This window comes from Saccharopolyspora terrae (assembly GCF_004348435.1).
In the GTDB taxonomy this organism is placed as follows: Bacteria; Actinomycetota; Actinomycetes; order Mycobacteriales; family Pseudonocardiaceae; genus Saccharopolyspora; species Saccharopolyspora endophytica.
On the sequence record NZ_SMKS01000006.1, the window covers coordinates 17,561 to 38,736 of the forward strand.

Below are 21,176 nucleotides of genomic sequence, written 5' to 3' on the forward strand. Positions count from 1 at the left end.
AAGTGGCCGACATCGTGCTGGACAAGGTGACCAAGCGCTACCCGGACGGGGCGCTGGCGGTCAACGAGGTCAACCTGGAGATCGCCGACGGCGAGTTCGTGATCCTGGTCGGTCCGTCGGGCTGCGGGAAGTCGACCACGCTCAACATGATCGCCGGGCTGGAGGACATCAGCGGCGGCGAGCTGCGCATCGGTGGGCAGCGGATGAACGAGCGCGCGCCCAAGGACCGCGACATCGCGATGGTGTTCCAGTCCTACGCGCTCTACCCGCACATGACCGTGTTCGAGAACATGGCCTTCCCGCTGCGACTGGCCAAAGTGGACAACGCGACGGTGAAGGACAAGGTCACCGAGGCCGCGAAGATCCTCGACCTGAGAAACCACCTGGACCGCAGGCCGGCGAACCTCTCGGGTGGCCAGCGGCAGCGGGTCGCGATGGGCCGGGCGATCGTGCGCAGTCCCAAGGCCTTCCTCATGGACGAGCCTCTGTCCAACTTGGACGCCAAGCTGCGGGTGCAGATGCGCACCTCGGTGTCGAAGCTGCAGAAGCAGCTGGGCACCACCACCGTCTACGTCACCCACGACCAGACCGAGGCGATGACCCTCGGCGACCGGGTCGTGGTGCTGCGCGGCGGCGTGGTGCAGCAGGTGGGACCGCCGCAGCACCTCTACGAGAACCCGGCGAACCTGTTCGTGGCCGGCTTCATCGGCTCACCGGCCATGAACTTCGTGCCGGTGGAGCTCGCGGAGGGCGAGCTGCGCAGCGCCCTCGGCGACGTGCCGCTGCCGGAGAGGCTGCGCAAGGCCGCGGAGGCCGCCGACGCGCCTCGGGACCTCGTGCTGGGCATCCGCCCGGAGCACTTCGAGGACGCCTCGCTGGTCGACGACGCGGTCAAGACCAGGGGAGCGACGTTCACCGGCGAGGTGGACGTGGTCGAGGAGATGGGCTCGGACAAGTACGTCTACTTCACGCTGCAGGGCGCCAAGGCCAGCAGCGCGGAGCTCGACGAGCTCGCCGCCGACAGCGGCAGCTCCGAGGTGCCCACCGACGACGGCCAGGTCGTCACCCGCCTGTCGGTGGAGTCGCGGGCCCGGGAGAACGAGCAGCTCTCGGTCTGGTTCGACACGGACAAGATCCACCTGTTCAACCCGAAGACGGGCGCGACGATCAGGTAGCGCATGAGCGGGGGACGGTTCTCCGGCCGCTGGGCCTGGAGCAACCGTCCCCTCCGCGCGGTGATCAGAGCTGGTTCGCGATGAGCACGAACTCCATGGCGATCCAGCCCGCGATCAGCGCGACGAGAAAGGTGAGCTTGCTGGAGAGCAGGCGAGTCATAGCGGTGCCTCCCTACGTGAGAACGAGATTCTGGTTGCTGCAGATCCGTTTTCACGATGTGGCCCGCGGTCTACCCGGGCAGGGGCCGTCAGCGCGCGCAGGCGCTCGGCGCGGGGACCACGTCCCACATCGCGCCGGGTTTTCGCTGCACCCAAGCGGAGTGCCGGAACAACTTCTCGGCGATCTCCCGGCGAGACACGGGACTTCGTCTCGCGGTGAGGAGTCGCAGCTGGGTGGGCGCGGTGGTGTGCGCTTGCATGTCGGACCTCCTCACTTCCACGTACGACATCGGTTCGAGCGCCGGAATCGTTACAGCCACTTGTTCTTCCGGAAGATCTTGAACAAGACCATGCAGGCGATGAGCATCACGACCATCACCATCGGATAGCCGAACTTCCAACCGGTTTCGGGCATGAAGTCGAAGTTCATGCCGTAGATCCCGGCGATCATCGTCGGCGTGGAGATGATCGCGACCCAGGCCGAGATCTTGCGCATGTCGGTGTTCTGCTGGAGCGTGATCTTGGCGAGCGTGGCGTCCACCAGCGTGGTCAGCAGCTCGTCGAAGGCGCCGACCATTTCCGACACGCGCGCCAGGTGGTCCTCGACGTTGCGGAAGTAGGAGCGCACGTCCTCGGCGATCATCGGCGTGTAGCCCTCGGCCAGCCGCTGCATCGGCTTCGACAGCGGCTGCACCGCCCGCCGCAGCTCCATGACCTCGCGCTTCATCAGGTAGATCTGCTCGGCGTCGATCTTGGTGCGGGGCTCGAAGACCTCGGCCTCGATCTCGTCGATGTCGTCCTGGATCGCCTCGGTGACGTCCAGGTAGTTGTCCACCACCGTGTCGGCCACCCCGTGCAGCACCGCTGACGGGCCCAGCGCCAGCTGCTCCGGGTCGTCCTCCAGACGGCAGCGGAGGTCGCCCAGCTCGGCGTGCTTGCCGTGCCGGACGGTGATCACGAAGTCCCGGCCGAGGAAGACCATCAGCTCACCGGTGTCAACGATCTCGCTGGTCGCGGTGCGGTGCGCGGTGTCGGCGTAGCGGACCGTCTTGAGCACCATGAACAGCGTGTTGTCGTAGCGCTCCAGCTTGGGCCGCTGGTGCGCGTGCACCGCGTCCTCGACCGCGAGCTCGTGCAGCCCGAAGGTCTCGGCGATGCCGTTGATCTGCTCCTCGGTCGGCTCGTGCAGCCCGATCCAGACGAACCCGGTGCCGCGCCGGCGGACCTCTTCGATGGCGTCGGCGTGGTTCCAGGTCCCGTCCAGCCGGTGGCCGTCGACGTAGACGGCGCAGTCCACCACGTAGGCGGACACCGGCGCGGGCTTGCGCGCGATGGGCTGGGCCGCGCGACCGTTGCGGTTGCGCAGGCCGAGCGAAGGCAGGTTCGGCACGACGGCCTCCAGGGGTTCCGGGGCCCAGGAACGTGCGTGGCGCGAGACCGGTGTTCCGGTCAGCGGTCATCCGGACGATCGTCCGGACGCTGCACCGCGGCGGTGTTCCCTCGGGCGGAGATCACTCTCGCTTGCGGGGGTCTCGCATCCCGGCCGGGCCCCTGACGGGCCGGAGAACCAACTCGCTCAGATCAGCGACGGGCCTTCTCGGCGGGGATGCGGTTGGTACTGCACGGAAGCGCGCTGTCGGTACTACTGCTCACGATCCCTCACCTCCCGAAGGTCATCCACCACAAGGGGTGGGCACTGCATCAGCCAACCGGGAACCATACTCCGTCCGGGTGGGCTGATGACAACTGCGTCGAACTCACGTCACAGGTCGCAGCGGTGGTACGAACGCGAAAGCGGACCAGTCGACTAATTCGGGCACTCGGAAAGGGCTCCACTCGGGGGTCGATCCACCGATCGTCACGCACTCCGTCGGAGGCGCGTAACCCGGCGGCATTCCCGCTCACTCGTTGCGGGGTAAACAATCCCAGGACCGCAGCGCCTCGGCCAAACCGGCCGTGAGCGCTCCATTTCGATCGAGTGTGGCGAAAGTCGCACCGTCTGCCCAGATTGCGTCCGCGGCGTCGTCACCAGCGGAAAGCACCCATTCATTGGTCCGGCAGGAGTAGTCGAGGATCTCGAAGGTACCGCGCGGAGCGGGTCGCTCGACCCGGCCGATGAGATCACCGACCGTGACGACGAGTCCGGTTTCCTCGAAAACCTCGCGCCGTACCGCCGAATGATCGGTTTCGCCGTGCTCCACCCGGCCCCCGGGTATCGACCACTTGCCCCTACCAGGGTCATTGGCCCGTTTGACCAGGCACAACCTGCCTCGGGGGTCGAAAATGAGAGCTCCGACGCAGCGGATCACGGGATTCTCAGATACGATCATCAACACGGAGGGTAGTTGGTCCGGGCCTGCCCGGAAACGACTGACCCAAGTGCGGTACAAAGCTGCCGTAATGGGGCGGAGTGCGGTACAACGGATCAGCAGGCGCCTGTGCTACTCAAGGGCTTTTTCGGACGGGGTGCGTCACAGTGAACATGAAGAAAATCCTCACCTGGGCAGTGGTTGCTTTCCTCCTGTTCTTCTTGTTTTCCGCGCCGGACCAAGCCAGCAATGTCGTGAACGGCATCCTGGCCAGTCTTCGTGGGGCTGCAGAAGCTGTCATCACCTTCATGCAGAACCTCTTCCAGGGATAAGGCGAGAATCGCGGGGAGGCGGGTGCGTTGTTCGCTCCTAGGGATCCCGACGAGTACCTGCTGGACTCCGAACGCCGGGTGATCCGGGTTCGGCGTCACTGGGCCAGCTTGGTGTGGGACCTGTTCGAGGCGGCGGGGTTGCTCGTCGGACTCGTGCTGGTGTCGTACCTGCTGCCCGCCGGCAGCTCCTGGCTGTTCCAGAACATCCTCTGGTACGCCGGTCTTGTCGTGCTGATCCGCTTCACCTACCAGGTTCTCGACTGGTACGTGGAGCGCATCGTGGTGACCGACAAGAGGTTCTTGATGACCACCGGGATCTTCACCACCAACGTGGCGATGATGCCGGTCACCAAGGTCACCGACCTGACCTTCCACCGCTCGCTGATGGGCCGGATGTTCGGGTACGGCACGCTGATCGTCGAGTCAGCGGGCCAGATCCAGGCGCTCAACCGGATCGAGTACGTCCCCAACCCGACCGAGGTCGAGGACGCGATCTCGGGCCTGGTGTTCGGTGACAAGAAGGGCCAGCAGCAGGACCGCTTCTCCATGCTCAAAGCCCGCCGCGCAGCGGTGGGCAAGCGGAAAGCGGCCAAGCTCTAACCACTGTCTCCGTGATCGCCTTGCTTGGCGGTGCGGGCAGCGGAACCTGACACGTCGTCCGGCCTCCGGGCGCCACGACTGATGTATGCCAATACACGGCGTCGTGCCGTCCTCACCCGGACGACGTGTCAGAACCCGCGGCGGTGCCAGTTGCTCAGGTGCTCCTGTCGTCTCGCGGCTGCGCCGCTTGCGGGCGGTCCCGACCAACTCCCATGCGTTCGCGTGGCGTGGCCGGGATCACCGGCGCGAGGCATCCTCGCGGCCGGTCATGGGTCACACTGAGGTGTGCTCATCGACCTGCACGCGCATTCCACCGAGTCAGACGGAACCGACACGCCGGCCGAGTTGGTGGCGACCGCGGTCGCTGCCGGGCTAAACGCGGTCGCGATCACCGACCACGACACCACCGCCGGTTGGGCGGAAGCCGAACGCGCCGTGCGCGAACTCGGTCGTCCCGGAACGTTCCGGTTGGTCCCGGGAGCGGAGCTGTCCTGCTCCAGCCCCGACGGTCGTGGTGGCAGGGTCACGGTCCACCTGCTGGCCTACCTGTTCAACCCCTCGTCCCCCGCGCTGGTGCGCGAGCAGTCGCGGCTGCGCGCCGAGCGCCGCGAGCGGCTGCACCAGATGGCCCACCAGATGGCCTCCGACGGCTTCCCGATCGACCCCGAGGCGATCATGGCCGGACTGCCGCCGGACTCGCCGGGCGGACGCCCGCACCTGGCGCGCGCGCTGGTCGCGGCCGGAACGGTCGCCAGCGTCGACGAAGCCTTCGCGAAGTACCTCAGCAGCAGCGGCAGCTACTACCTGCCGCGCACCGACACACCCGTGCACCGGGCCATCGACATGATCTCCGAGGCCGGCGGCGCGACCGTGCTGGCGCACCCGTTCGCCCACAAGCGGGGACCGGTGGTCAACGCCGAGGTCGTCGCCGAACTGGCCGATCACGGGCTCGCCGGGGTCGAGATCGACCACCCCGATCACGACGAGCCCACCAGGGCGAAGCTGCGCGAGCTGTCCGCCGAGCTGGACCTGATCCCCACCGGCAGCAGCGACTACCACGGCACCAACAAGACGATCCGGATCGGCCAGGAGACCACGGCCCCTGACTCGTTGGAGCGAATCATCGCCCGCTGCACCGGGAGCAAGGTCATCAGCTGATCTGCCGGTCGGCCGTTCTGCGTAGTGTTGTCGGCGTGCAGCAGCAGCTCGGCCTGGAAGGCATTCCCGGGAAACTCGTGCGGGTCACCCCAGCCCGCCTGTCGACGTGGGCGGGATGCCCACGCCGGTACCGCATGACCTACCTCGACAGACCCGCGCCGAAGCGCGGAGGGGCGTGGGCCAACGCCACGCTCGGAGCGGTCGTGCACAACGCGCTGAAGACCTACTTCGAGCTGCGTCCGGAGAAGCGCACCCCGCAACGCGCGGAGGTGCTGGTGCACCGGCACTGGAAGTCCGACGGGTTCGCCGACGCCGACCAGGCCGCCGAGCACCGGCGACGCGCGCAGCGCTGGGTCCACGACTACGTGGCGGAGCTGCCCGCCGACTTCACGCCGGTGGCCATCGAGCGCTGGGTGTCGGCGCCGGTCGGCGAGATCATCGCCGAGGGCCGGGTGGACCGCGTCGACGAGCGGGGCGGCGAGCTCGTCGTCGTCGACTACAAGACCGGCAGGCACGGGCTGCGGGTCGACGACGCGAAGAACTCGCTGGCACTGGGCCTGTACGCGCTCGCGGTGCGCAAAACGCTGCATCGGCCGTGCAACCGGGTTGAGCTGCACCACCTGCCGACGGGTACGGTCTCGGCCTGGGATCACACCGCCGAGTCCCTCGACGGACTCCGGGAACGCGCCGAAAGGCTGGCGGGTGAGCTCCAGGAGGCAACCGACGCACTGGAATCCGCGTCCCCGGGCGCCAGCACCGTTGCGGAGACGGCGTTTCCGGTCAGGACCGGACCGCACTGCTCCTGGTGCGATTTCCGGGCACACTGCACCGAGGGACAGCAGGCCGCACCGGATCTGCGACCCTGGTCGCTGCTGGGGGACGGATGAGCTTTCGACCGGAGGACGGGCCGATGCACGCACCAGCCCCGCAACGACGAACACCGCCCCGCACGCGGCACATGCCGCCGGGCGACGGTGCGCGCCGGATGCCGCCGCCCCGTCCGCGCCGCGCGGCCCCCGAGGCCCCGCGCACCCGCCCGCACCGCCACGAACTCGCCCGGTCCCGCCAGGTGAGCACCGCGGGAACCACCCTGCGCAGCTTCACCGGTGCGCTGGCGATGGGCTCGTTGATGCTGGCGCTGGTCCTGATCGGCGTCCAGTTCTGGGCCACCTCGCACGGGCAGCAGGGGCCGGGTGTCTCAGCGGTGATCTCGCAGGTCGTCGCGGGTCTCGTCGCCCTCGCGCTGCAGACCTACGCCGACCGCAACCGCGACCGCAACGGCGGTCTTGCCGTGGTCGGCGTGCTGGTCGTGGTGCTGGGATCGCTCTGGTTCTGGTGGTGGTGACGGTCTGAGGGCCGCCACCCGCTCCGAAGGGCCTCCCGCGCGGGAGGCCCTTTTTCGCGGTCAGCGCAGGGCGACCAGGGTGTCGCCGCGCTGTTCCAGCACGACCGGTCCGACCGAGTTGAGCCGGACCGGGCCGGTGTGGTCGCCGCGGTCGACGGGGATGACGCGCTCGCGGGCACCGGTCACCGGGTCGAGGACGGCCATGCCGCCCTGCACCGGCATCACCAGCCGGTTCGCCAGCGAGGTCCCCGCTCCCAGCGTGTCCGGGACGGTCCACAGCGGGTCGAGGGTCTTCGGGTCCAGCGCGATCGTGTCCGCCCCGGTGTGCCAGTAGATGCGGCGGCCGATGGCGGTGCTCTCCACCCGCACGTTGTCGTCGCTGGCGAGGGGACCGGTGCGGACCGGGTGGGTGGCGACCACGCGGCCGGTGTTGTCGAACAGCACCAGCTGCGGGTCGTCGCGCATGACCACGGCGACGCGCTCGTCGGTCACCGCCACCACCGAGGCGTCGCGGCTGCCGAGGGAGACGCTGAAGACCTCCTCGGGCTTCTCGTCGTCCTCGGGGTGCGTCTTGATCGTCGTGACCCGGCCCGTCTCGCCGGGGCAGTTCTCGATGGCGGCCGCGCGCTCGTGCCCGACCGCGATCGAGGAGTAGGTGCAGTCCGGGCGCTTGATGTTGTTGTCCGGGTTCTTCAGCTGCGGCGGGATGCCGAACTGCTGGGTGCGCACCAGGTCGGAGCGCCAGCTCTCGAAGGAGCGGCGGCCGGTGGCGGTCAGGTAGGTGCCGTCGCCGAGCAGCCGGGTGCCGAACTCGGCGTCGGTGTTGCGCTGCGGGCCGCGCTCACCGGTCGGTCCCCGCAGCGAGGTCACCTCGCTGCAGTTCCGCGACTTGGCGAAGACGGCGACGGCCCGGTCCCACTCGGTGCCGATCGTGCACAGCGGGATGTCGCGCGCGTAGCGCCAGGCGACCCGGCCGGTCAGCGGGTCGTGGCCGAGGACCTCGTTGCCGTTGCCAGTGACCACGGCCGGCGATGCGATCACCGGCACCAGGGTCGCCGCGCTCGGCGCCCGCCAGATCTCGTGCAGGGCCGCCGGAACCGACGTCGGCACGGGTGGTTTCGGCAGGGGTTCGGCCGCGGTCTCCGAGATCGTCGCCCGGGCGTCGCTGTTGAACCACAGCACGCCCGAGCCGATGAGCACGGCCACCACGATCACCGCGACCGCGACCAGGTCACCCCGAGTGCGCCGCTCCGGCCGGACCAAACCAACTCCCCCAAAGTCTTCGACGGGCTCCCGGCCCGGAGCTTACCCGCGCTCGGGAAAGGGCCCTGACACGAAGAAATCTCGACCCCCTGAGGAGGTCGAGATTTCCGGGTGTTCGCAGGTCAGGCGTTGTCGGTGGACTCCGGGGAGCCCTCGCCGCCACGACGACGACGACGGCGGCGCGGACGGTCGCCCGCGTCGGCCGAACCGGACTCGGCGGCGGCCGGGGCCTCCGACTGCTGCGCGCCGACCTCGGCGTTGACGTCGTCACCGCTGCGGGTGCGACGGCGGTTGCGGCGCCGGGTCGGGCGGGTCTCGGCGTCGGAGTCCTGCCGGGCACCGCTGGTCGGCTCGCCACCGCCCTCGGACTTGCCGCCGCGGGTGCGGCGCCGGTTGCGGCGCGGCCGCTTGGCCTCGCCCGACTCGCCCTCCGGCTCGGCGTCCAGCCCGGCGCGCGTGCGCTTGGCCAGCGGCAGCCGCCCGGTGACGTCGGTCGGGATGCTCAGGTCGGTGAACAGGTGCGCCGAGGTGGAGTAGGTCTCCACCGGCTCCGGCTTGCCCAGGCCGAGGGTGTCGCTGATCATCTTCCAGCGCGGTTCCTCGTCCCAGTCGACCAGCGTGATCGCCACGCCCTCGCGACCCGCGCGGCCGGTGCGGCCGATGCGGTGCACGTAGGTCTTCTCGTCGTCCGGGCACTGCAGGTTGATCACGTGCGTCACGCCGGCCACGTCGATGCCGCGAGCCGCGACGTCGGTGGCGACGAGGATGTCGACCTTGCCGGAGCGGAACGCGCGCAGCGCCTTCTCCCGGGCGCCCTGGCCCAGGTCGCCGTGCACGGCACCGGCGGCGAAGCCGCGCTCGGTGAGCTCGTCGGCCAGCTTCTGGGCCTGCCGCTTGGTGCGGCTGAAGACCATCGCGAGACCGCGGTCCTCGGCTTGCAGGGCCTTGGCGATCAGCTCGGACTTGTCCATCGAGTGCGCGCGGTAGATGAACTGCCGGGTGCGCTCGTGCACCGCGCCCTCGTCGGCCTGCTCGGCGCGGATGTGCGTCGGGCGGGTCATGAAGGTGCGGGCCAGGGTCAGGATGGGTCCGGGCATGGTCGCCGAGAACAGCATGGTCTGCCGCTGCTCGGGAACCATCCGCAGGATCCGCTCGATGTCGGGCAGGAAGCCCAGGTCGAGCATCTCGTCGGCCTCGTCGAGCACGAGCGTGGAGACCTTGCCCAGCACCAGGTGGCGCTGCTCGGCCAGGTCCAGCAGGCGGCCCGGGGTGCCGATGACCACGTCGACGCCGTTGCGCAGCGCGGAGATCTGCTCCTCGTACGGGCGGCCGCCGTAGACGGCGAGGGTCCGCACGCCCAGGTGCTTGCTCGCGTCGGTGAGGTCGCGGGTGACCTGCAGGCACAGCTCGCGGGTCGGGACCACGATCAGGGCCTGCGGGGTGCCGTCGCCGGCACCGCCCACGCGGTGCAGCAGCGGGACGCCGAAGCCCAGGGTCTTGCCGGTTCCGGTGCGGGCCTGACCGATGAGGTCTTCGCCGCGCATCGCCAGCGGGAGCGTCAGCTCCTGGATCGCGAAGGTCCGCTCGATGCCGCCGTCGTTGAGCGCCTTGACGATGTCCGGGTGGACGTCGAGCTCGGCGAACGTCGGGGGGAGGTGCTCTTCGGTGGCCTCGTCTGCGGGAATGCTGGAGATGTCGGGGGCGCCGCCCCCGGTCTGATCTTCGAGGCCACCAGGGGCCTGGGTGTTCGTGAACGTCAGAATGATCGCCTCTCTCGGTACCTGCGCGCGTTCCTCCCGGTTCGGGCCGATCCCGTGGCGACGTCCTCCCGGCACACGGCGGCCGCCGTTTCGCGGCTGCTCGGAGTGCTCGTGGTCACCGACGTAATGGTGCGCGCCTTCGTTTCGCTACAGCGGCGAATACCCCGCTGGCTGGTTCGTTGTCTCATCGGCATCGCATGCGCGCCAAGGCCGTCGAGCCGTTCGCTCGAGCCGCGTCGCGCCGACATGTCCGGGGCCGTCTCGCTCGGGCGCCCGTCGCCCGGACCGTGACGTTTCGGGGAGCCGACCCCACGGTGTTCGACCGCGTCGTCTGGACGCCGATTGCTCCTCCGAGGCCGAGGATACCTGTTCTTCAGCCCAAACTGACGTGGCGCGTATAACTCGGGCGTGCCGACGGTTACGCTCGCAGCCATGAACGAGGCTGACCAGCGGGCCACCATGCCGGGTGAAAGTGACGAACGTTACCAGGAAGGCGTCGTGGACCTGCTCGCGGCGCTGGCCTACGGCGAGCTCTCGGCGTTCGACCGCCTCGCCGAGGACGCGCGCACCGCGCCGACGCTGACCGGCCGAGCGGCGCTGTCGAGCATGGCGGCGGCTGAGATCGGCCACTACCGGATGCTGGAGCAGGCGCTGGCCGCCCGCGGGGTCGCGGTCGACGAGGCCATGCAGCCCTTCGCCCAGCCCTTCGAGGCGTTCAACTCCTCCACGGCACCGCACTCCTGGCTGGAGTCGCTGGTCAAGGCCTACGTCGGCGACGGCCTGGCCGCGGACTTCTACCGCGAGGTCGCGGAGTGGCTGGAGGCCGACACGCGCGAGCTGGTGCTGACGGTGCTGGCCGACACCGGACACTCCGCGTTCGCCGAGCGCGAGGTCCAGGCGGCCTGCGCCGACGACCGCTCGCTGCGCGACAAGCTGACGCTGTGGGGACGCCGCCTGCTGGGCGAGGCGATCACCCAGGCCCAGTTCGTGGTCGCCGAGCGCGACGCGCTGGCCGAGCTGATCATCAAGGGCTCCGGGGACCTCACCGGCATCGGCGCGATGTTCCGACGCCTGCAGAGCAACCACACCAAGCGCATGGGCCGGCTCGGCCTGGGCTGACGGGCTGTTCGAGGATTCGCTCTTAGCGAATGGGCAGATCCGATGCCTAGCGGGTTGCCTGGGATAGCCTTGGCCGGTCACATCGTTTCTAGTGCCCTACGGAGGTTCGGCGTGGAGGTCAAGATCGGCGTCGTGGACAGTCCGCGCGAGCTGACGGTCGACAGCGGGCAGTCCCCGCAGGAGATCGAATCGCTGGTCTCCGACGCGCTGAAGAACGAGGCGAGCGTGCTGGCGCTGGACGACAGCAAGGGGCGGCGCATCATCATCCCGTCGACCAAGATCGCCTACATCGAGATCGGACCGGCGGACGTGCCGCGCGTGGGCTTCGGGGTCGGCTGACACCCGATTCGAGCTGATCGAGGGGCATCCCGGGTTTCCGGGGCGCCCCTCGTCGCGTTTCAGCCCAGCTCTTCGTCGGGGACGACCTCCAGGTAGGTCTCGTCGAGCAGGTCGAGGTTCTCGTCCGGGTCGAGGACCAGCCCGGCCGAGCGCAGCACGCCGTCGATGCCGGACCAGATGACCTGCGCCAGGTAGGTGGTGAGGTCCTCGCGGCTCATCGTCTGCCGGTCCAGCCACCAGTCGCCGCTGGCCTGCACGAGGCCGACCAGGCCGTGGCTCCACACCTCGACGCCGCCGGAGTCCAGGCCCAGCGCGCGCATGTAGCGGCCGAGCAGCCTGGCCAGCGAGTTGGCGATGACGGTCTTCTCGTTGGACACCGGGTCGCTGGCGACGGGCCGGTCGGTGAAGTTGCGTTGCACGACGAACCGGTAGAGGTCCGGGTACTCCTCGATGAGGCCCAGGTAGGCGTCGAGCAGCCGCCGGATGAGCTCGTTGGCGGAGCCGTTGACCTTGAACAACGGGCGGAGGCGCTGCATCAGCAGGTCGGTGCCCCACTCGCCGACGGCGACGTAGAGGTCGCTCTTGTCGCTGAAGTGCCGGTAGAGCACGGGTTTGCTGACGCCGGCCTCGGCGGCGATGTCGTCCATGCCGACTTCCGCGCCGTGCTCGCCGATCGCGCGCACCGCCGCTTGGACGAGTTCGGCGCGCCGGGCCAGCCGGTGCTCGCGCCACCGCTCCTTGCGGGCGTCGCCCTTGTGCTCCTCGTTTCGGACAGCCTTGACATGCCGGGCACTGTGACTCACGCTACCTGAGGTTACTGTTACCACCGGTAACACGCAATCTTGATGGAGCGGAATTGCAGACGGTTACTCCCGCCGAGTTCACCACCAGCGACGGCGCCCGGCTGCGGCTGATCGACGAGGGTCCTGCGGACGCCCCGATCACCGCGGTGTTCGTGCACGGCTGGACGCTGAGCAAGCACACCTGGGACCGCGTCGCCGCCGGACTGCCCGCTGCGGCCGGGCGCAACGTGCGCACGCTGCGCTACGACCTGCGCGGCCACGGCGGCAGCCGCCCGGCCGAACCCGGTGATGCCACCATCCGCCGCTGCGCGGACGACCTCGCCGAGCTCATCGCCGACCGCGTGCCCGAGGGCGAGCTCGTGCTGGCCGGGCACTCCATGGGCGGCATGACGATCATGGCGCTCGCCGAGCAGCACCCGCAGGTGTTCGACCGCGTGCGCGGGGTGGCGCTCGTGGCGACCTCCTCGGGCAACCTCGCCGCGCCCAGCTTCGGCTTGCCCAAGCCCGGTGCGGACGTCTTCAACGCCGGTGAGCGGGCGCTGCGCCGCTACCTGGCGGGTGCCAAGGGGCAGCGGGTCAGCGGCGCCTTGGGCTGGCTGCGCCCGGGTGTCCGGTGGCTGCTGTTCGGCAAGCGGCCGCAGTCCGACGACGTGGCGGCCACGGCGTCCTGGCTGGCCGGGTGCCACCCGGTGAACATGGCCGGCTATCGCGAGTCGCTCGCCGCTCACGAGCGCGCCGAGGCCCTGTCGAGGTTCGACGGCATCCCGACCCTGATCTTCGCGGGCGGCTCGGACCGCCTCACTCCGACCGACCACGCGGAGAAGATCGCCGAGAAGCTGCCGAACGCCGAGTTCTACCTCTACCCGGGAGCGGGCCACATGCTCCCGCTGGAGCGCACGGAAGAACTCACCGCCCGCCTGGCCACCCTGCTCTGACGTCACCCGACCGGGGGAAGGATTCGAATTTCGCGCGAAATTCGAGTGGAGAAGTTCGAGCTCGAATTTCGCGCGAAATTCGAATCCCCGCCTCGAGAGCGGCTCTGACCTGCGCGGATGCGTCAGGCTGGGGTGTTGCGTGACGTGCGGATCCTCGTCGGGTCAGGGCGTCTGGAGGGGGAAGCCCGCCAGGCCCTTCCAGGCGAGCGTCGACATCAGGTTGACGGCCTCGTCGCGGGGGATCTTCTGCTGCTCGTCGAGCCAGTCCCGGGCGGTGACCTGGGCGAGGCCCACGAGTCCCACCGCCAGGAGGCGGGCCCGGGCGGCGTCCAGCCCGGCGTCGGCGGTGACGGCCTCGGTGATCGCGTCGATGCAGCCGGAGAGCGAGTTCTCGACGGCCTTCTCCACGGCGGGCTCACCGCGCAGGTCGGATTCGAACACGAGCCGGAACGCCTGGTCCTCGCTGGCGACGAACTCGTAGAACGCGCCGATGGCCGCGCGCACGCGCAGCTTGTTGTCGGTGGTCGATTCTATCGCCGTGCGGACCCGGCGGACGAGCTCGTTGCCGTGGGTCTCCAGCAGCGCCAGGTACAGCTCCAGCTTGCCGGGGAAGTGCTGGTAGAGGACCGGTTTGCTGACTCCCGCGCGCTCGGCGATGTCGTCCATCGCCGCAGCGTGGTAACCGTTGTGCACGAACACGTACTGCGCAGCTTCGAGCAGCTGCGCCCGGCGCGCGTCGCGCGGCAACCGGATTCCCTTGTTCGGCTGCGCGGTCCCGGTCATCCTCGCCTCTTCCTTCCGCCGCGATCGGTGGCCATGCAGCCCCCAAACTTCCCCGACTCTACTCGCCAGTAAAGCCGCTTACCGCAATCCGTCCGGTTCGGACTGCATCCTGTACTGATGACGACGCGTGCGACCGACGTGAACCTGCACCGGCCTGCGAGGCGGAACCGGCTGGATCGCGACGCCCTGACGCGGGTGCCGCTGGTCGACGGCCTCCCGGCGCTGGATCCCCACCTGCGTCCGCCCGAGGGTCGCAGGATCGACCTGCCCGCGGCCGAGGACTCCGGTCCCGCCTGGTTGCACGTCCGCGAGACGGAGGGGCCGCCCGGCGCGGAGACCGCCGTTCACCTGCACGGACTCGCCGGGTCGTCGACGAACTGGACCGACCTGGCTGCCCAGATGTCCGGTCACCTGCGCAGCGTAGCGGTGGACCTGCCCGGATTCGGCCGCTCGCAGCCCCCGGCGGGCTTCGGCTACACGCGGCAGGAGAACGCCGACCTGATCATCCGGCTGCTGACCGAGCTGGGCGCCGGAGCGGTGCACCTGACCGGCAACTCCTTCGGCGCGGCCGTGGCCATCGAGGTCGCCGTGCGCCGGCCGGACCTGGTCAGCACGCTGACGGTGATCTCCCCGGCGATGCCGGACCTGCGCCCGAGCCCGAGCCGGATCTCCGATCCGCGGCTGGCCCTGGCGCTGCTGCCGGTCGTCGGCCCGCCCACTCGCCGCAGGCTCGCGGAGGTCACTCCGCGGGAGCGCGCCGAGCAGCTGGTCCGGGTGTGCTTCGCCGAGCCGGACCGCATCCCGCCGCACCGCCTGGACGAGGCGGCGGAGGAGTTCGCCGAGCGCGCGAGCCTGCCCTGGGCCACCGCCGCGCTGGCTCGCACGACCGTGGAGCTGATGCGCTCCTGGGTCTCGCCACCCGCGCGCTCGCTGTGGCGGTTGCTGCCCCGTGTCGACGCGCCCGCCCTGGTGATCTGGGGTGACAACGATCGGGTGGTTTCAGTCCGCAAGGCACCACGCACGGCGACGCTGCTCCCGCGTGGACGGCTGCTCGTGCTGCCGCGCACCGGTCACGTCGCCCAGTTGGAGCGCCCTGCGATGGTGGCGCGCGCGGTCCTGGGGCTCGCGCTCTCCGACACCTGGTGAAACGCGCTCTTACGCAACAAGGGTGATCTTTTCGGCGGTGCTCACCCCCAGTGGTCGGTGTGACGGAGTTGGCTGGTCGGGCTGTGGCACGCTATTGGGGTGAACCGCCCGCCGCAGCCCTCCAGCGACTCCGTGGAAGACCGCCATCCGGCGGACCGTTCCGCGCGTGAGTCGCGTGGTCTGGCGGACCGCACGCGGCGGCGGGGCGACGCCCCCAGGGGCGAGCCGCTGGCCGCCTCCTGGACGCCTGAGCCCTCGAAGGGCCACTACCGGGCGAGGCACCGCAAGAGCGTCCTGGGCCGCTACGGCTGGCGGGTCTACGCGCTGCCGCTGCTGGTGGTCATCACCGCGCTGGCGGTGCTGCAGACCGCGCGCCCGGGCGACGTCGACGCCGCGCTGACCGGGCCGCCGCCGATCGCCGAGCAGGGGCCGGGCGAGCCGATCGTCCGCGAGGCTCCGCCGAGCCAGACCTTCCCGGTCAACATGTTCTCCGCAGACCTGCCTCCCGGCGGCCCGATCCCGGAGACCGGTGCCCGCACCTTCCAGGTGCTGCCCGGCACGTCGCCGGTCGTCGGCTCCGGGCAGCTCTACCGCTACAGCGTGGAGCTGGAGGTCGGCGTGGAGCTGCCCGACCCCAACGCCGAGTTCGGCAACCTGGTGCAGACGACCCTGTCGGACCCGCGCAGCTGGACGAACCCGCAGGCGGGCGGCATCTCGCTGCAGCGGGTCGACTCCAGCGGTCCGCGCCCGGACTTCCGGGTGATCCTGGTCAGCCAGCAGACGGCCCGCGAAGCCTGCGACTACACCGCCGGCGTGCCCTACGACAGCTCGTGCCGCAAGGGCGACATGGTCTACCTCAACGCGGCCCGCTGGGTGCGCGGCGCCGTGTCGTTCGAAGGTGACATCGGCAACTACCGCCGCTACGCGATCAACCATGAGGTCGGCCACGTCTTCGCCAACAAGCACGTCGGTTGCCCCGGTCAGGGAGCGCTGGCGCCGGTGATGATGCAGCAGACCTTCAGCGTCTCCAACAACGAGCTTCACGACCTCAACAAGGTCGCCGACCAGGGCACGAAGATCGACGCGAACGGTTTCGTCTGCCGCCCGAACGCCTGGCCGTTCCCGGTCGCGCCCGGCTTCTGAGCACGCCTTCCCACGAGCATCTCGCCGTCCCGGATGCTGGGAGTAGTTTGGGTTGGGGAATCGGATCGTTCAGGCTTGCGTTGCAGATTCCGTGTTACCCGTTGGGCAACACGTGGACGCTTTTGAGGCACCGGCCGCTCTCGCAGCGAGCGGTGCCGCCACCAGAGGAGGAGCTGGGAATGTCCGGCGCAACGTCGCTACCGCCGCTGGTCGAGCCGGCGTCGGAGCTGACCAAGGAAGAGGTCGCGCGCTACAGCCGCCACCTGATCATCCCGGACGTCGGGATGGACGGGCAGAAGCGGCTGAAGAACGCCAAGGTCCTGGTGGTCGGCGCCGGCGGGCTCGGTAGCCCGGCGCTTCTGTACCTGGCCGCGGCCGGGGTCGGCACGCTCGGCATCGTCGAGTTCGACGAGGTCGACGAGTCGAACCTGCACCGCCAGGTCATCCACGGGCAGTCCGACCTGGGCCGCCCGAAGGCCGAGTCGGCGAAGGACTCCATCGCCGAGGTCAACCCCTACGTCCAGGTCAACCTGCACCAGACGCACCTGACCTCGGACAACGCCCTCGACATCTTCCGCGACTACGACCTGATCCTGGACGGCACGGACAACTTCGCCACCCGGTACTTGGTCAACGATGCCGCCGTGCTGCTGGGCAAGCCGTACGTGTGGGGTTCGATCTTCCGCTTCGAGGGCCAGGCCAGCGTGTTCTGGGCCGAGCACGGGCCGCAGTACCGCGACCTCTACCCCGAGCCGCCGCCGCCCGGCATGGTGCCGTCGTGCGCCGAGGGCGGCGTGCTGGGCGTGCTGTGCGCCTCCATCGGTTCGATCATGGTCAACGAGGCCATCAAGCTGATCACCGGAATCGGTGAGACGCTGCTGGGCCGGCTGATGATCTACGACGCGCTGGAGATGAGCTACCGCACCGTCAAGATCCGCAAGGACCCGAACGCCGACCCGATCAACGAGCTGATCGACTACGAGGCGTTCTGCGGCGTGGTCTCCGACGACGCGCAGCAGGCCGCGGCGAACAGCACCATCACGCCGCAGGAGCTCAAGGAGATGTTCGATCGGGGCGAGAAGTTCGAGCTGATCGACGTCCGGGAGCCGCACGAGTACGAGATCGTCAAGATCGACGGCTCGAAGCTGATCCCCAAGGACCGCATCCTGTCCGGTGAGGCGCTGTCCGAGCTGCCGCAGGACCGCAAGATCGTCCTGCACTGCAAGTCCGGTGGCCGTTCCGCCGAGGCGCTGGCGGCGCTGCACAAGGCCGGCTTCGCCGACGCCGTGCACGTCGGCGGCGGTGTGCTGGGCTGGGCCAACCAGGTCGACAAGAGCCTGCCGACCTACTGATCGAAGTCGCGCCAGAGCGGTGTGCCGGTTCCTGAAGACTGGCGCACCGCTCTTGCGTTTTCCGGAGCGCCTGCTGCCCATTCCTCGATCTTCGAGGTAGCGTCTGGCGCGTGAGTGCTACGCCGGAGCCGCCACCGCCGCACGTGTGCGCGGCGTTCGGCGCGCGTGTCGAAGAGCCCGAGGCGCTGGAGGGCGCGGTCGCGTGGCGTTGCGGCGAGATCGTGCTCAAGCCGGCCGCCAACACCGCCGAAGCCGCGTGGGTCGCGCAGACCCTCGACGTGCTGGAACCCGACGACGTCCGGATCTCGCGTCCGGTCCGCTCGACCGACGGCCGCTGGGTGGTGTCGGGCTGGTCCGCCAGCCGCGACGTCATGGGCCGTCCCGAGCCGCGGCACGACGAGGTCGTGGCCATGTCGCTGCGGCTGCACGCGGCCAGCAGGTTCCTGTCCCGGCCGCGGTTCCTGCAGCTGCGCCAGGACATCTACGCCCTGTCCGACCGGATGGCGTGGGGTGAAGAGGACTACGCGCTGCCGCAGGAGAAGGGCGGCAGGCTCTACGACGTGCTGGCCGGTTCGCGGCGCCCGGTGCAGCTGCAGGCGCAGGTCGTGCACGGCGACCTGTTCGGCAACGTGCTCTTCGCCGGCGACGCCTCGCCCGGGGTGATCGACTTCAACGCGTACTGGCGGCCTGCCGAGTGGGCCGCGGCCGTGGTGGTCGTGGACTCGCTGGCCTGGGGCGGAGCCGATCCGGCGATCGTGGAGCGCTGGTCGCACCTGACCGACTGGCCGCAGGCGTTGCTGCGCGCCTTGCTGTTCCGGCTCGCGGTGCACGCGCTGCACCCGCGCTCCTCCGCGAAGACGCTGACGGGCTTGGAGCGCGCGTCGAAGGTCGTGCTGGAAGTCCTGTGACGGGCTTCGCCTCGGTTCGCGCGGGTGGTTGTGTGACGATGGGCGCGTGCAGGACGTTCTGAGCGGTTTCACGGTCGGGATCACGGCGGAGCGCAAGGCCGAGGAGATCGGCAACTTGCTGGCCCGCCGGGGTGCTCGCGTGCTGTTCGGCGCCGCGATGCACACGGTTCCGCTGCCGGAGGACGGCCAGCTCGCCGACGCCACCGAACGGGTGCTCTCGGGCCCAGTGGACTTCGTCGTGGCGATCACCGGCATGGGTTTCCGGGGCTGGTTCGAGGCCTCGGGCGAGGCGCTGCCGGCGCACCTCGGCGATGCCCGGGTGGTGGCGCGGGGCGCGAAGGCAAAGGGCGCGGTGCGCGGGGCCGGGCTGCGCGAGGAGTGGACCTCGCCGACCGAGGAATCCGCCGAGGTCCTCGACTACCTGCTGGAGCAGGGCGTGGCGGGCAAGCGGGTCGTGCTGCAGGTCCACGGCGACCCGATGCTCGAATTCCGCCGCGCGCTCACCGAAGCCGGAGCCGAGGTCGTCCCGGTCACGGTCTACCGCTGGACGGACCCGGTCGACCTGGAGCCGCTGGACCGCCTCATCGACGCGGTCATCGCGGGCGAGGTGGACGCCCTGCCGTTCACCAGCGCTCCCGCCGCGACCAACTTCCTGGCCCGCGCCGACCGCACCGACCGGGGCGAGGCGCTCCGGAAGGCGCTGCGCGACAACGTCCTCATCGCCTGCGTCGGCCCGGTCACCGCAGCGCCCATCGCCAAAGCCGATCTGCCCCACGCGATCCCGGACCGGGCCCGCACCGCGGCCCTGGTCCGCCTCGTCACCGACGAGCTGCCCAACCGGGACGCCTGACCCCGGTCGAATTTCGCGCGAAATTCGACTGCGGAAGTTTCGCCTCGAATTTCGCGCGAAATTCGTGTGCTAGCCCCGCGAAGCGGCCCTGACCTCGGCAGACACGCGAGGATGTCGCCCTTCGGGTGAGGTGGGTCAGCGCGTCCAGCGGTAGTGGCGCATGGCGATCTTGCCGTCTTGGGCGAGGACGCCTTCGGCCCGGAGGAGTTCGAGCTGGCGGTGGCGGAGGTGGTCGGCGACGGTGCCGTTGGAACGGAGCACGCGGTGCCAGGGCAGGTCGGCGGTGTCCTCGGACATGATCCGCCCCACGAGCCGCGCTGACCGGAGTCCGGCGAGCTCGGCGACGTCGCCGTAGGAGAGCACCCGGCCAGGGGGGATCGACGCGACCACGGCCCGGACCCGCTCGAACGTCTCCTCATCCACGCACCGAAAGCTACCGCACGGCTGGACGGTCCCGGTCGCCTCGCGGACGGTTCTGGTCCGAACCGTCCATGATCGATGTCGCTCTTGCCGGGTCGATTCGGGCCAGGACCGGAAACGGCCCGCCCCCGGGTGGGAGAGGGCGGGCCGTCGTTGAGGGGGACCGAGCGTCAGCCCTGGAAGCTGGCGACGATCTTGGTGAAGTCCCAGTCCTGCTGGTCGATGCCGCTGCAGGAGTCCACGGCGCCGCCGTTGCACGGGCGGTCGCGGTTGACCGACCAGAAGGTGAAGCGGCCGAGGCCCTTCTCCTTGGCGTAGTCGGCCATCTTCTGGAACGCGGCCTGGTCGACGAGCTCGCCCTCGACGTCGGTCTTGCCGTTCATCGACGAGATGCCGGAGTGCGCGTAGGCGTCCGCGTCGTTGTAGCCGAAGCTGGCCTTCAGCGCTTCCTTGAGGCCCTCGGTCGCGGAGATGGTGTCCGCGGCCATGTCGGAGCCGTTGAAGTCGAACGGCATCTGCGTCCACACGTCGATGTTCGCGCCGATCTCGGCGGCCTTGGCGAACATCGCCTTGCCGTTCTCGTTCGGGCCGGTGGTGGTCGGGAAGGTGACCACGGTCAGCAGGCCGGGGTTGGCCTCCTTGACGATCTTCAGCGCCTCGACGACCTTGTCGCGGGACGCCTGGCCCTCGAACTCGGTGGCCTCGATGTCGATGTCGATGGCCTTGAGCCCGTAGGCGTCGATCAGCTTCTGGTAGGCCGCGGCCAGCTGCTGGGCGTCGGCGCACACCTCGCCGAGCTTGGTGCCGGAGTAGCCGCCGATGGACGGGATCACGTCGCCGCCTGCGCCGCGGATCGCGTCGATGGTGGCCTTGTCCTGGCCGTCGAGCGGGCGCTGACCGTCCCAAGCGGGGTTGCAGCCGCCGTCTGAATTGATGAAGGCGAGGGTGAAGTCCTTGATGCCGGTCGCGTTCATGACGTCGGCGGGCGCGGGCGGGCTGCCCCAGCCGTTGTACAGGTAGGGCGAGGCGGCGACCGGGCTCGTGGCGGCGCTGGGCTCTTCGGCGCTGAGGGCCGGGGCCGCGCCGATGGCCAACGTGCCGAGAACGGCGGCGCCGGCGAGCAGGCTCGTGCGGATCTTGCTCACGCTTCCTCCTTCTTCGGGGTTGCGTCGCGCGATCGGGGCTGCGCGAATTCGCAGGTCACGGGCGGGGGAGGCCCGCGATGGGAGGAAATCTGCCAGACCGCAAAATTGGTTTGTACCACCAAACGTCGGAGC

General features: G+C 69.7%; 23 protein-coding genes. 14 read left to right on the forward strand and 9 right to left on the reverse strand.

What is annotated here, in order from left to right:
* Positions 1 to 2: 2 nt before the first annotated feature.
* The gene (locus tag E1181_RS06025; RefSeq protein WP_132672909.1) at positions 3 to 1,175 is read left to right on the forward strand and encodes an ABC transporter ATP-binding protein; all 1,173 of its coding nucleotides are present in this window, start codon (positions 3 to 5) and stop codon (positions 1,173 to 1,175) included.
* 248 nt (positions 1,176 to 1,423) lie between these two features.
* Here the strand turns inward: E1181_RS06025 and E1181_RS31300 are convergent, their stop codons facing one another.
* The 3 genes from E1181_RS31300 to E1181_RS06035 form a co-directional block, all read right to left on the reverse strand.
* The gene (locus E1181_RS31300) at positions 1,424 to 1,594 is read right to left on the reverse strand and encodes a hypothetical protein (protein ID WP_165943976.1); all 171 of its coding nucleotides are present in this window, start codon (positions 1,592 to 1,594) and stop codon (positions 1,424 to 1,426) included.
* Positions 1,595 to 1,644: 50 nt separating this feature from the next.
* Positions 1,645 to 2,724 carry a magnesium/cobalt transporter CorA gene (corA, locus tag E1181_RS06030; RefSeq protein ID WP_132672910.1) on the reverse strand — a complete coding sequence of 360 codons (1,080 nt, stop codon included), beginning with the start codon at positions 2,722 to 2,724 and terminating at the stop codon, positions 1,645 to 1,647.
* Between the two features lie 511 nt (positions 2,725 to 3,235).
* On the reverse strand, positions 3,236 to 3,664 hold the full coding sequence (locus E1181_RS06035) for an NUDIX domain-containing protein (protein ID WP_235876472.1): 429 nt from the start codon (positions 3,662 to 3,664) through the stop codon (positions 3,236 to 3,238).
* Positions 3,665 to 3,810: 146 nt separating this feature from the next.
* On the opposite strand from E1181_RS06035, the gene E1181_RS31305 reads away from it, so the two are divergent.
* The 5 genes from E1181_RS31305 to E1181_RS06055 all read left to right on the forward strand — a co-directional run bounded on the left by E1181_RS31305 (position 3,811) and on the right by E1181_RS06055 (position 7,078).
* Positions 3,811 to 3,975: a cytochrome c family protein gene (locus tag E1181_RS31305; protein WP_165939939.1), complete on the forward strand. Its 165-nt coding sequence runs from the start codon at positions 3,811 to 3,813 to the stop codon at positions 3,973 to 3,975.
* Positions 3,976 to 4,002: 27 nt separating this feature from the next.
* Entirely contained in the window at positions 4,003 to 4,575 is a 573-nt protein-coding gene (locus tag E1181_RS06040) for a PH domain-containing protein (protein ID WP_132672911.1), read from the forward strand.
* A gap of 285 nt (positions 4,576 to 4,860) precedes the next feature.
* Positions 4,861 to 5,733: a PHP domain-containing protein gene (locus E1181_RS06045; RefSeq protein WP_132672912.1), complete on the forward strand. Its 873-nt coding sequence runs from the start codon at positions 4,861 to 4,863 to the stop codon at positions 5,731 to 5,733.
* 35 nt (positions 5,734 to 5,768) lie between these two features.
* Positions 5,769 to 6,620, forward strand: coding sequence for a RecB family exonuclease (locus E1181_RS06050; RefSeq protein WP_132672913.1), 852 nt, complete (start codon positions 5,769 to 5,771; stop codon positions 6,618 to 6,620).
* A 23-nt stretch (positions 6,621 to 6,643) separates the two neighbouring features.
* Positions 6,644 to 7,078 carry a hypothetical protein gene (locus E1181_RS06055; protein WP_235876473.1) on the forward strand — a complete coding sequence of 145 codons (435 nt, stop codon included), beginning with the start codon at positions 6,644 to 6,646 and terminating at the stop codon, positions 7,076 to 7,078.
* A gap of 60 nt (positions 7,079 to 7,138) precedes the next feature.
* Here the strand turns inward: E1181_RS06055 and E1181_RS06060 are convergent, their stop codons facing one another.
* Both E1181_RS06060 and E1181_RS06065 read right to left on the reverse strand, forming a co-directional pair.
* The gene (locus E1181_RS06060) at positions 7,139 to 8,341 is read right to left on the reverse strand and encodes an Rv3212 family protein (RefSeq protein ID WP_132672914.1); all 1,203 of its coding nucleotides are present in this window, start codon (positions 8,339 to 8,341) and stop codon (positions 7,139 to 7,141) included.
* 122 nt (positions 8,342 to 8,463) lie between these two features.
* Positions 8,464 to 10,035: a DEAD/DEAH box helicase gene (locus tag E1181_RS06065; protein ID WP_207922034.1), complete on the reverse strand. Its 1,572-nt coding sequence runs from the start codon at positions 10,033 to 10,035 to the stop codon at positions 8,464 to 8,466.
* Between the two features lie 498 nt (positions 10,036 to 10,533).
* Here E1181_RS06065 and E1181_RS06070 point away from each other — a divergent pair, with 498 nt between their 5' ends.
* Together E1181_RS06070 and E1181_RS06075 are read left to right on the forward strand one after the other, a co-directional pair.
* On the forward strand, positions 10,534 to 11,220 hold the full coding sequence (locus E1181_RS06070; RefSeq protein ID WP_132672915.1) for a ferritin-like fold-containing protein: 687 nt from the start codon (positions 10,534 to 10,536) through the stop codon (positions 11,218 to 11,220).
* Between the two features lie 111 nt (positions 11,221 to 11,331).
* Positions 11,332 to 11,559: a DUF3107 domain-containing protein gene (locus E1181_RS06075; RefSeq protein WP_132672916.1), complete on the forward strand. Its 228-nt coding sequence runs from the start codon at positions 11,332 to 11,334 to the stop codon at positions 11,557 to 11,559.
* Positions 11,560 to 11,618: 59 nt separating this feature from the next.
* Here the strand turns inward: E1181_RS06075 and E1181_RS06080 are convergent, their stop codons facing one another.
* Positions 11,619 to 12,362, reverse strand: coding sequence for a TetR/AcrR family transcriptional regulator (locus E1181_RS06080; protein ID WP_132672917.1), 744 nt, complete (start codon positions 12,360 to 12,362; stop codon positions 11,619 to 11,621).
* Between the two features lie 53 nt (positions 12,363 to 12,415).
* Here E1181_RS06080 and E1181_RS06085 point away from each other — a divergent pair, with 53 nt between their 5' ends.
* Positions 12,416 to 13,297, forward strand: coding sequence for an alpha/beta fold hydrolase (locus tag E1181_RS06085; RefSeq protein WP_132672918.1), 882 nt, complete (start codon positions 12,416 to 12,418; stop codon positions 13,295 to 13,297).
* A gap of 162 nt (positions 13,298 to 13,459) precedes the next feature.
* On the opposite strand, the gene E1181_RS06090 is transcribed toward E1181_RS06085, so the two are convergent.
* On the reverse strand, positions 13,460 to 14,080 hold the full coding sequence (locus E1181_RS06090; protein WP_132672919.1) for a TetR/AcrR family transcriptional regulator: 621 nt from the start codon (positions 14,078 to 14,080) through the stop codon (positions 13,460 to 13,462).
* A 117-nt stretch (positions 14,081 to 14,197) separates the two neighbouring features.
* On the opposite strand from E1181_RS06090, the gene E1181_RS06095 reads away from it, so the two are divergent.
* The 5 genes from E1181_RS06095 to E1181_RS06115 all read left to right on the forward strand — a co-directional run bounded on the left by E1181_RS06095 (position 14,198) and on the right by E1181_RS06115 (position 19,479).
* Positions 14,198 to 15,226 (forward strand): alpha/beta fold hydrolase, encoded by a 1,029-nt coding sequence (locus E1181_RS06095; RefSeq protein ID WP_165944531.1) that lies wholly within the window; start codon positions 14,198 to 14,200, stop codon positions 15,224 to 15,226.
* Positions 15,227 to 15,325: 99 nt separating this feature from the next.
* A complete protein-coding gene (locus E1181_RS06100; RefSeq protein ID WP_235876477.1) occupies positions 15,326 to 16,369 on the forward strand; it encodes a DUF3152 domain-containing protein in 1,044 nt (347 codons plus the stop codon).
* Positions 16,370 to 16,548: 179 nt separating this feature from the next.
* Positions 16,549 to 17,721, forward strand: a complete 1,173-nt coding sequence (moeZ, locus tag E1181_RS06105) for an adenylyltransferase/sulfurtransferase MoeZ (RefSeq protein WP_132672920.1) — start codon at positions 16,549 to 16,551, stop codon at positions 17,719 to 17,721.
* Between the two features lie 110 nt (positions 17,722 to 17,831).
* Positions 17,832 to 18,629: a TIGR02569 family protein gene (locus tag E1181_RS06110; RefSeq protein WP_132672921.1), complete on the forward strand. Its 798-nt coding sequence runs from the start codon at positions 17,832 to 17,834 to the stop codon at positions 18,627 to 18,629.
* A 46-nt stretch (positions 18,630 to 18,675) separates the two neighbouring features.
* Entirely contained in the window at positions 18,676 to 19,479 is an 804-nt protein-coding gene (locus E1181_RS06115) for a uroporphyrinogen-III synthase (protein WP_132672922.1), read from the forward strand.
* Between the two features lie 135 nt (positions 19,480 to 19,614).
* Here the strand turns inward: E1181_RS06115 and E1181_RS06120 are convergent, their stop codons facing one another.
* Both E1181_RS06120 and E1181_RS06125 read right to left on the reverse strand, forming a co-directional pair.
* Entirely contained in the window at positions 19,615 to 19,902 is a 288-nt protein-coding gene (locus tag E1181_RS06120; protein WP_132672923.1) for an MGMT family protein, read from the reverse strand.
* 167 nt (positions 19,903 to 20,069) lie between these two features.
* On the reverse strand, positions 20,070 to 21,044 hold the full coding sequence (locus E1181_RS06125; protein WP_132672924.1) for a chitinase: 975 nt from the start codon (positions 21,042 to 21,044) through the stop codon (positions 20,070 to 20,072).
* Between the last annotated feature and the right edge of the window lie 132 nt (positions 21,045 to 21,176).

Bases quoted from the DNA above. Each gene is read 5' to 3' on its own strand.
- E1181_RS31300 (WP_165943976.1), bottom strand. From the start codon at position 1,594: ATGCAAGCGCACACCACCGCGCCCACCCAGCTGCGACTCCTCACCGCG.
- E1181_RS06035 (WP_235876472.1), bottom strand. From the start codon at position 3,664: ATGATCGTATCTGAGAATCCCGTGATCCGCTGCGTCGGAGCTCTCATT.
- E1181_RS06055 (WP_235876473.1), top strand. From the start codon at position 6,644: ATGCACGCACCAGCCCCGCAACGACGAACACCGCCCCGCACGCGGCAC.
- E1181_RS06070 (WP_132672915.1), top strand. From the start codon at position 10,534: ATGAACGAGGCTGACCAGCGGGCCACCATGCCGGGTGAAAGTGACGAA.
- E1181_RS06090 (WP_132672919.1), bottom strand. From the start codon at position 14,080: ATGACCGGGACCGCGCAGCCGAACAAGGGAATCCGGTTGCCGCGCGAC.
- E1181_RS06095 (WP_165944531.1), top strand. From the start codon at position 14,198: ATGACGACGCGTGCGACCGACGTGAACCTGCACCGGCCTGCGAGGCGG.
- moeZ (WP_132672920.1), top strand. From the start codon at position 16,549: ATGTCCGGCGCAACGTCGCTACCGCCGCTGGTCGAGCCGGCGTCGGAG.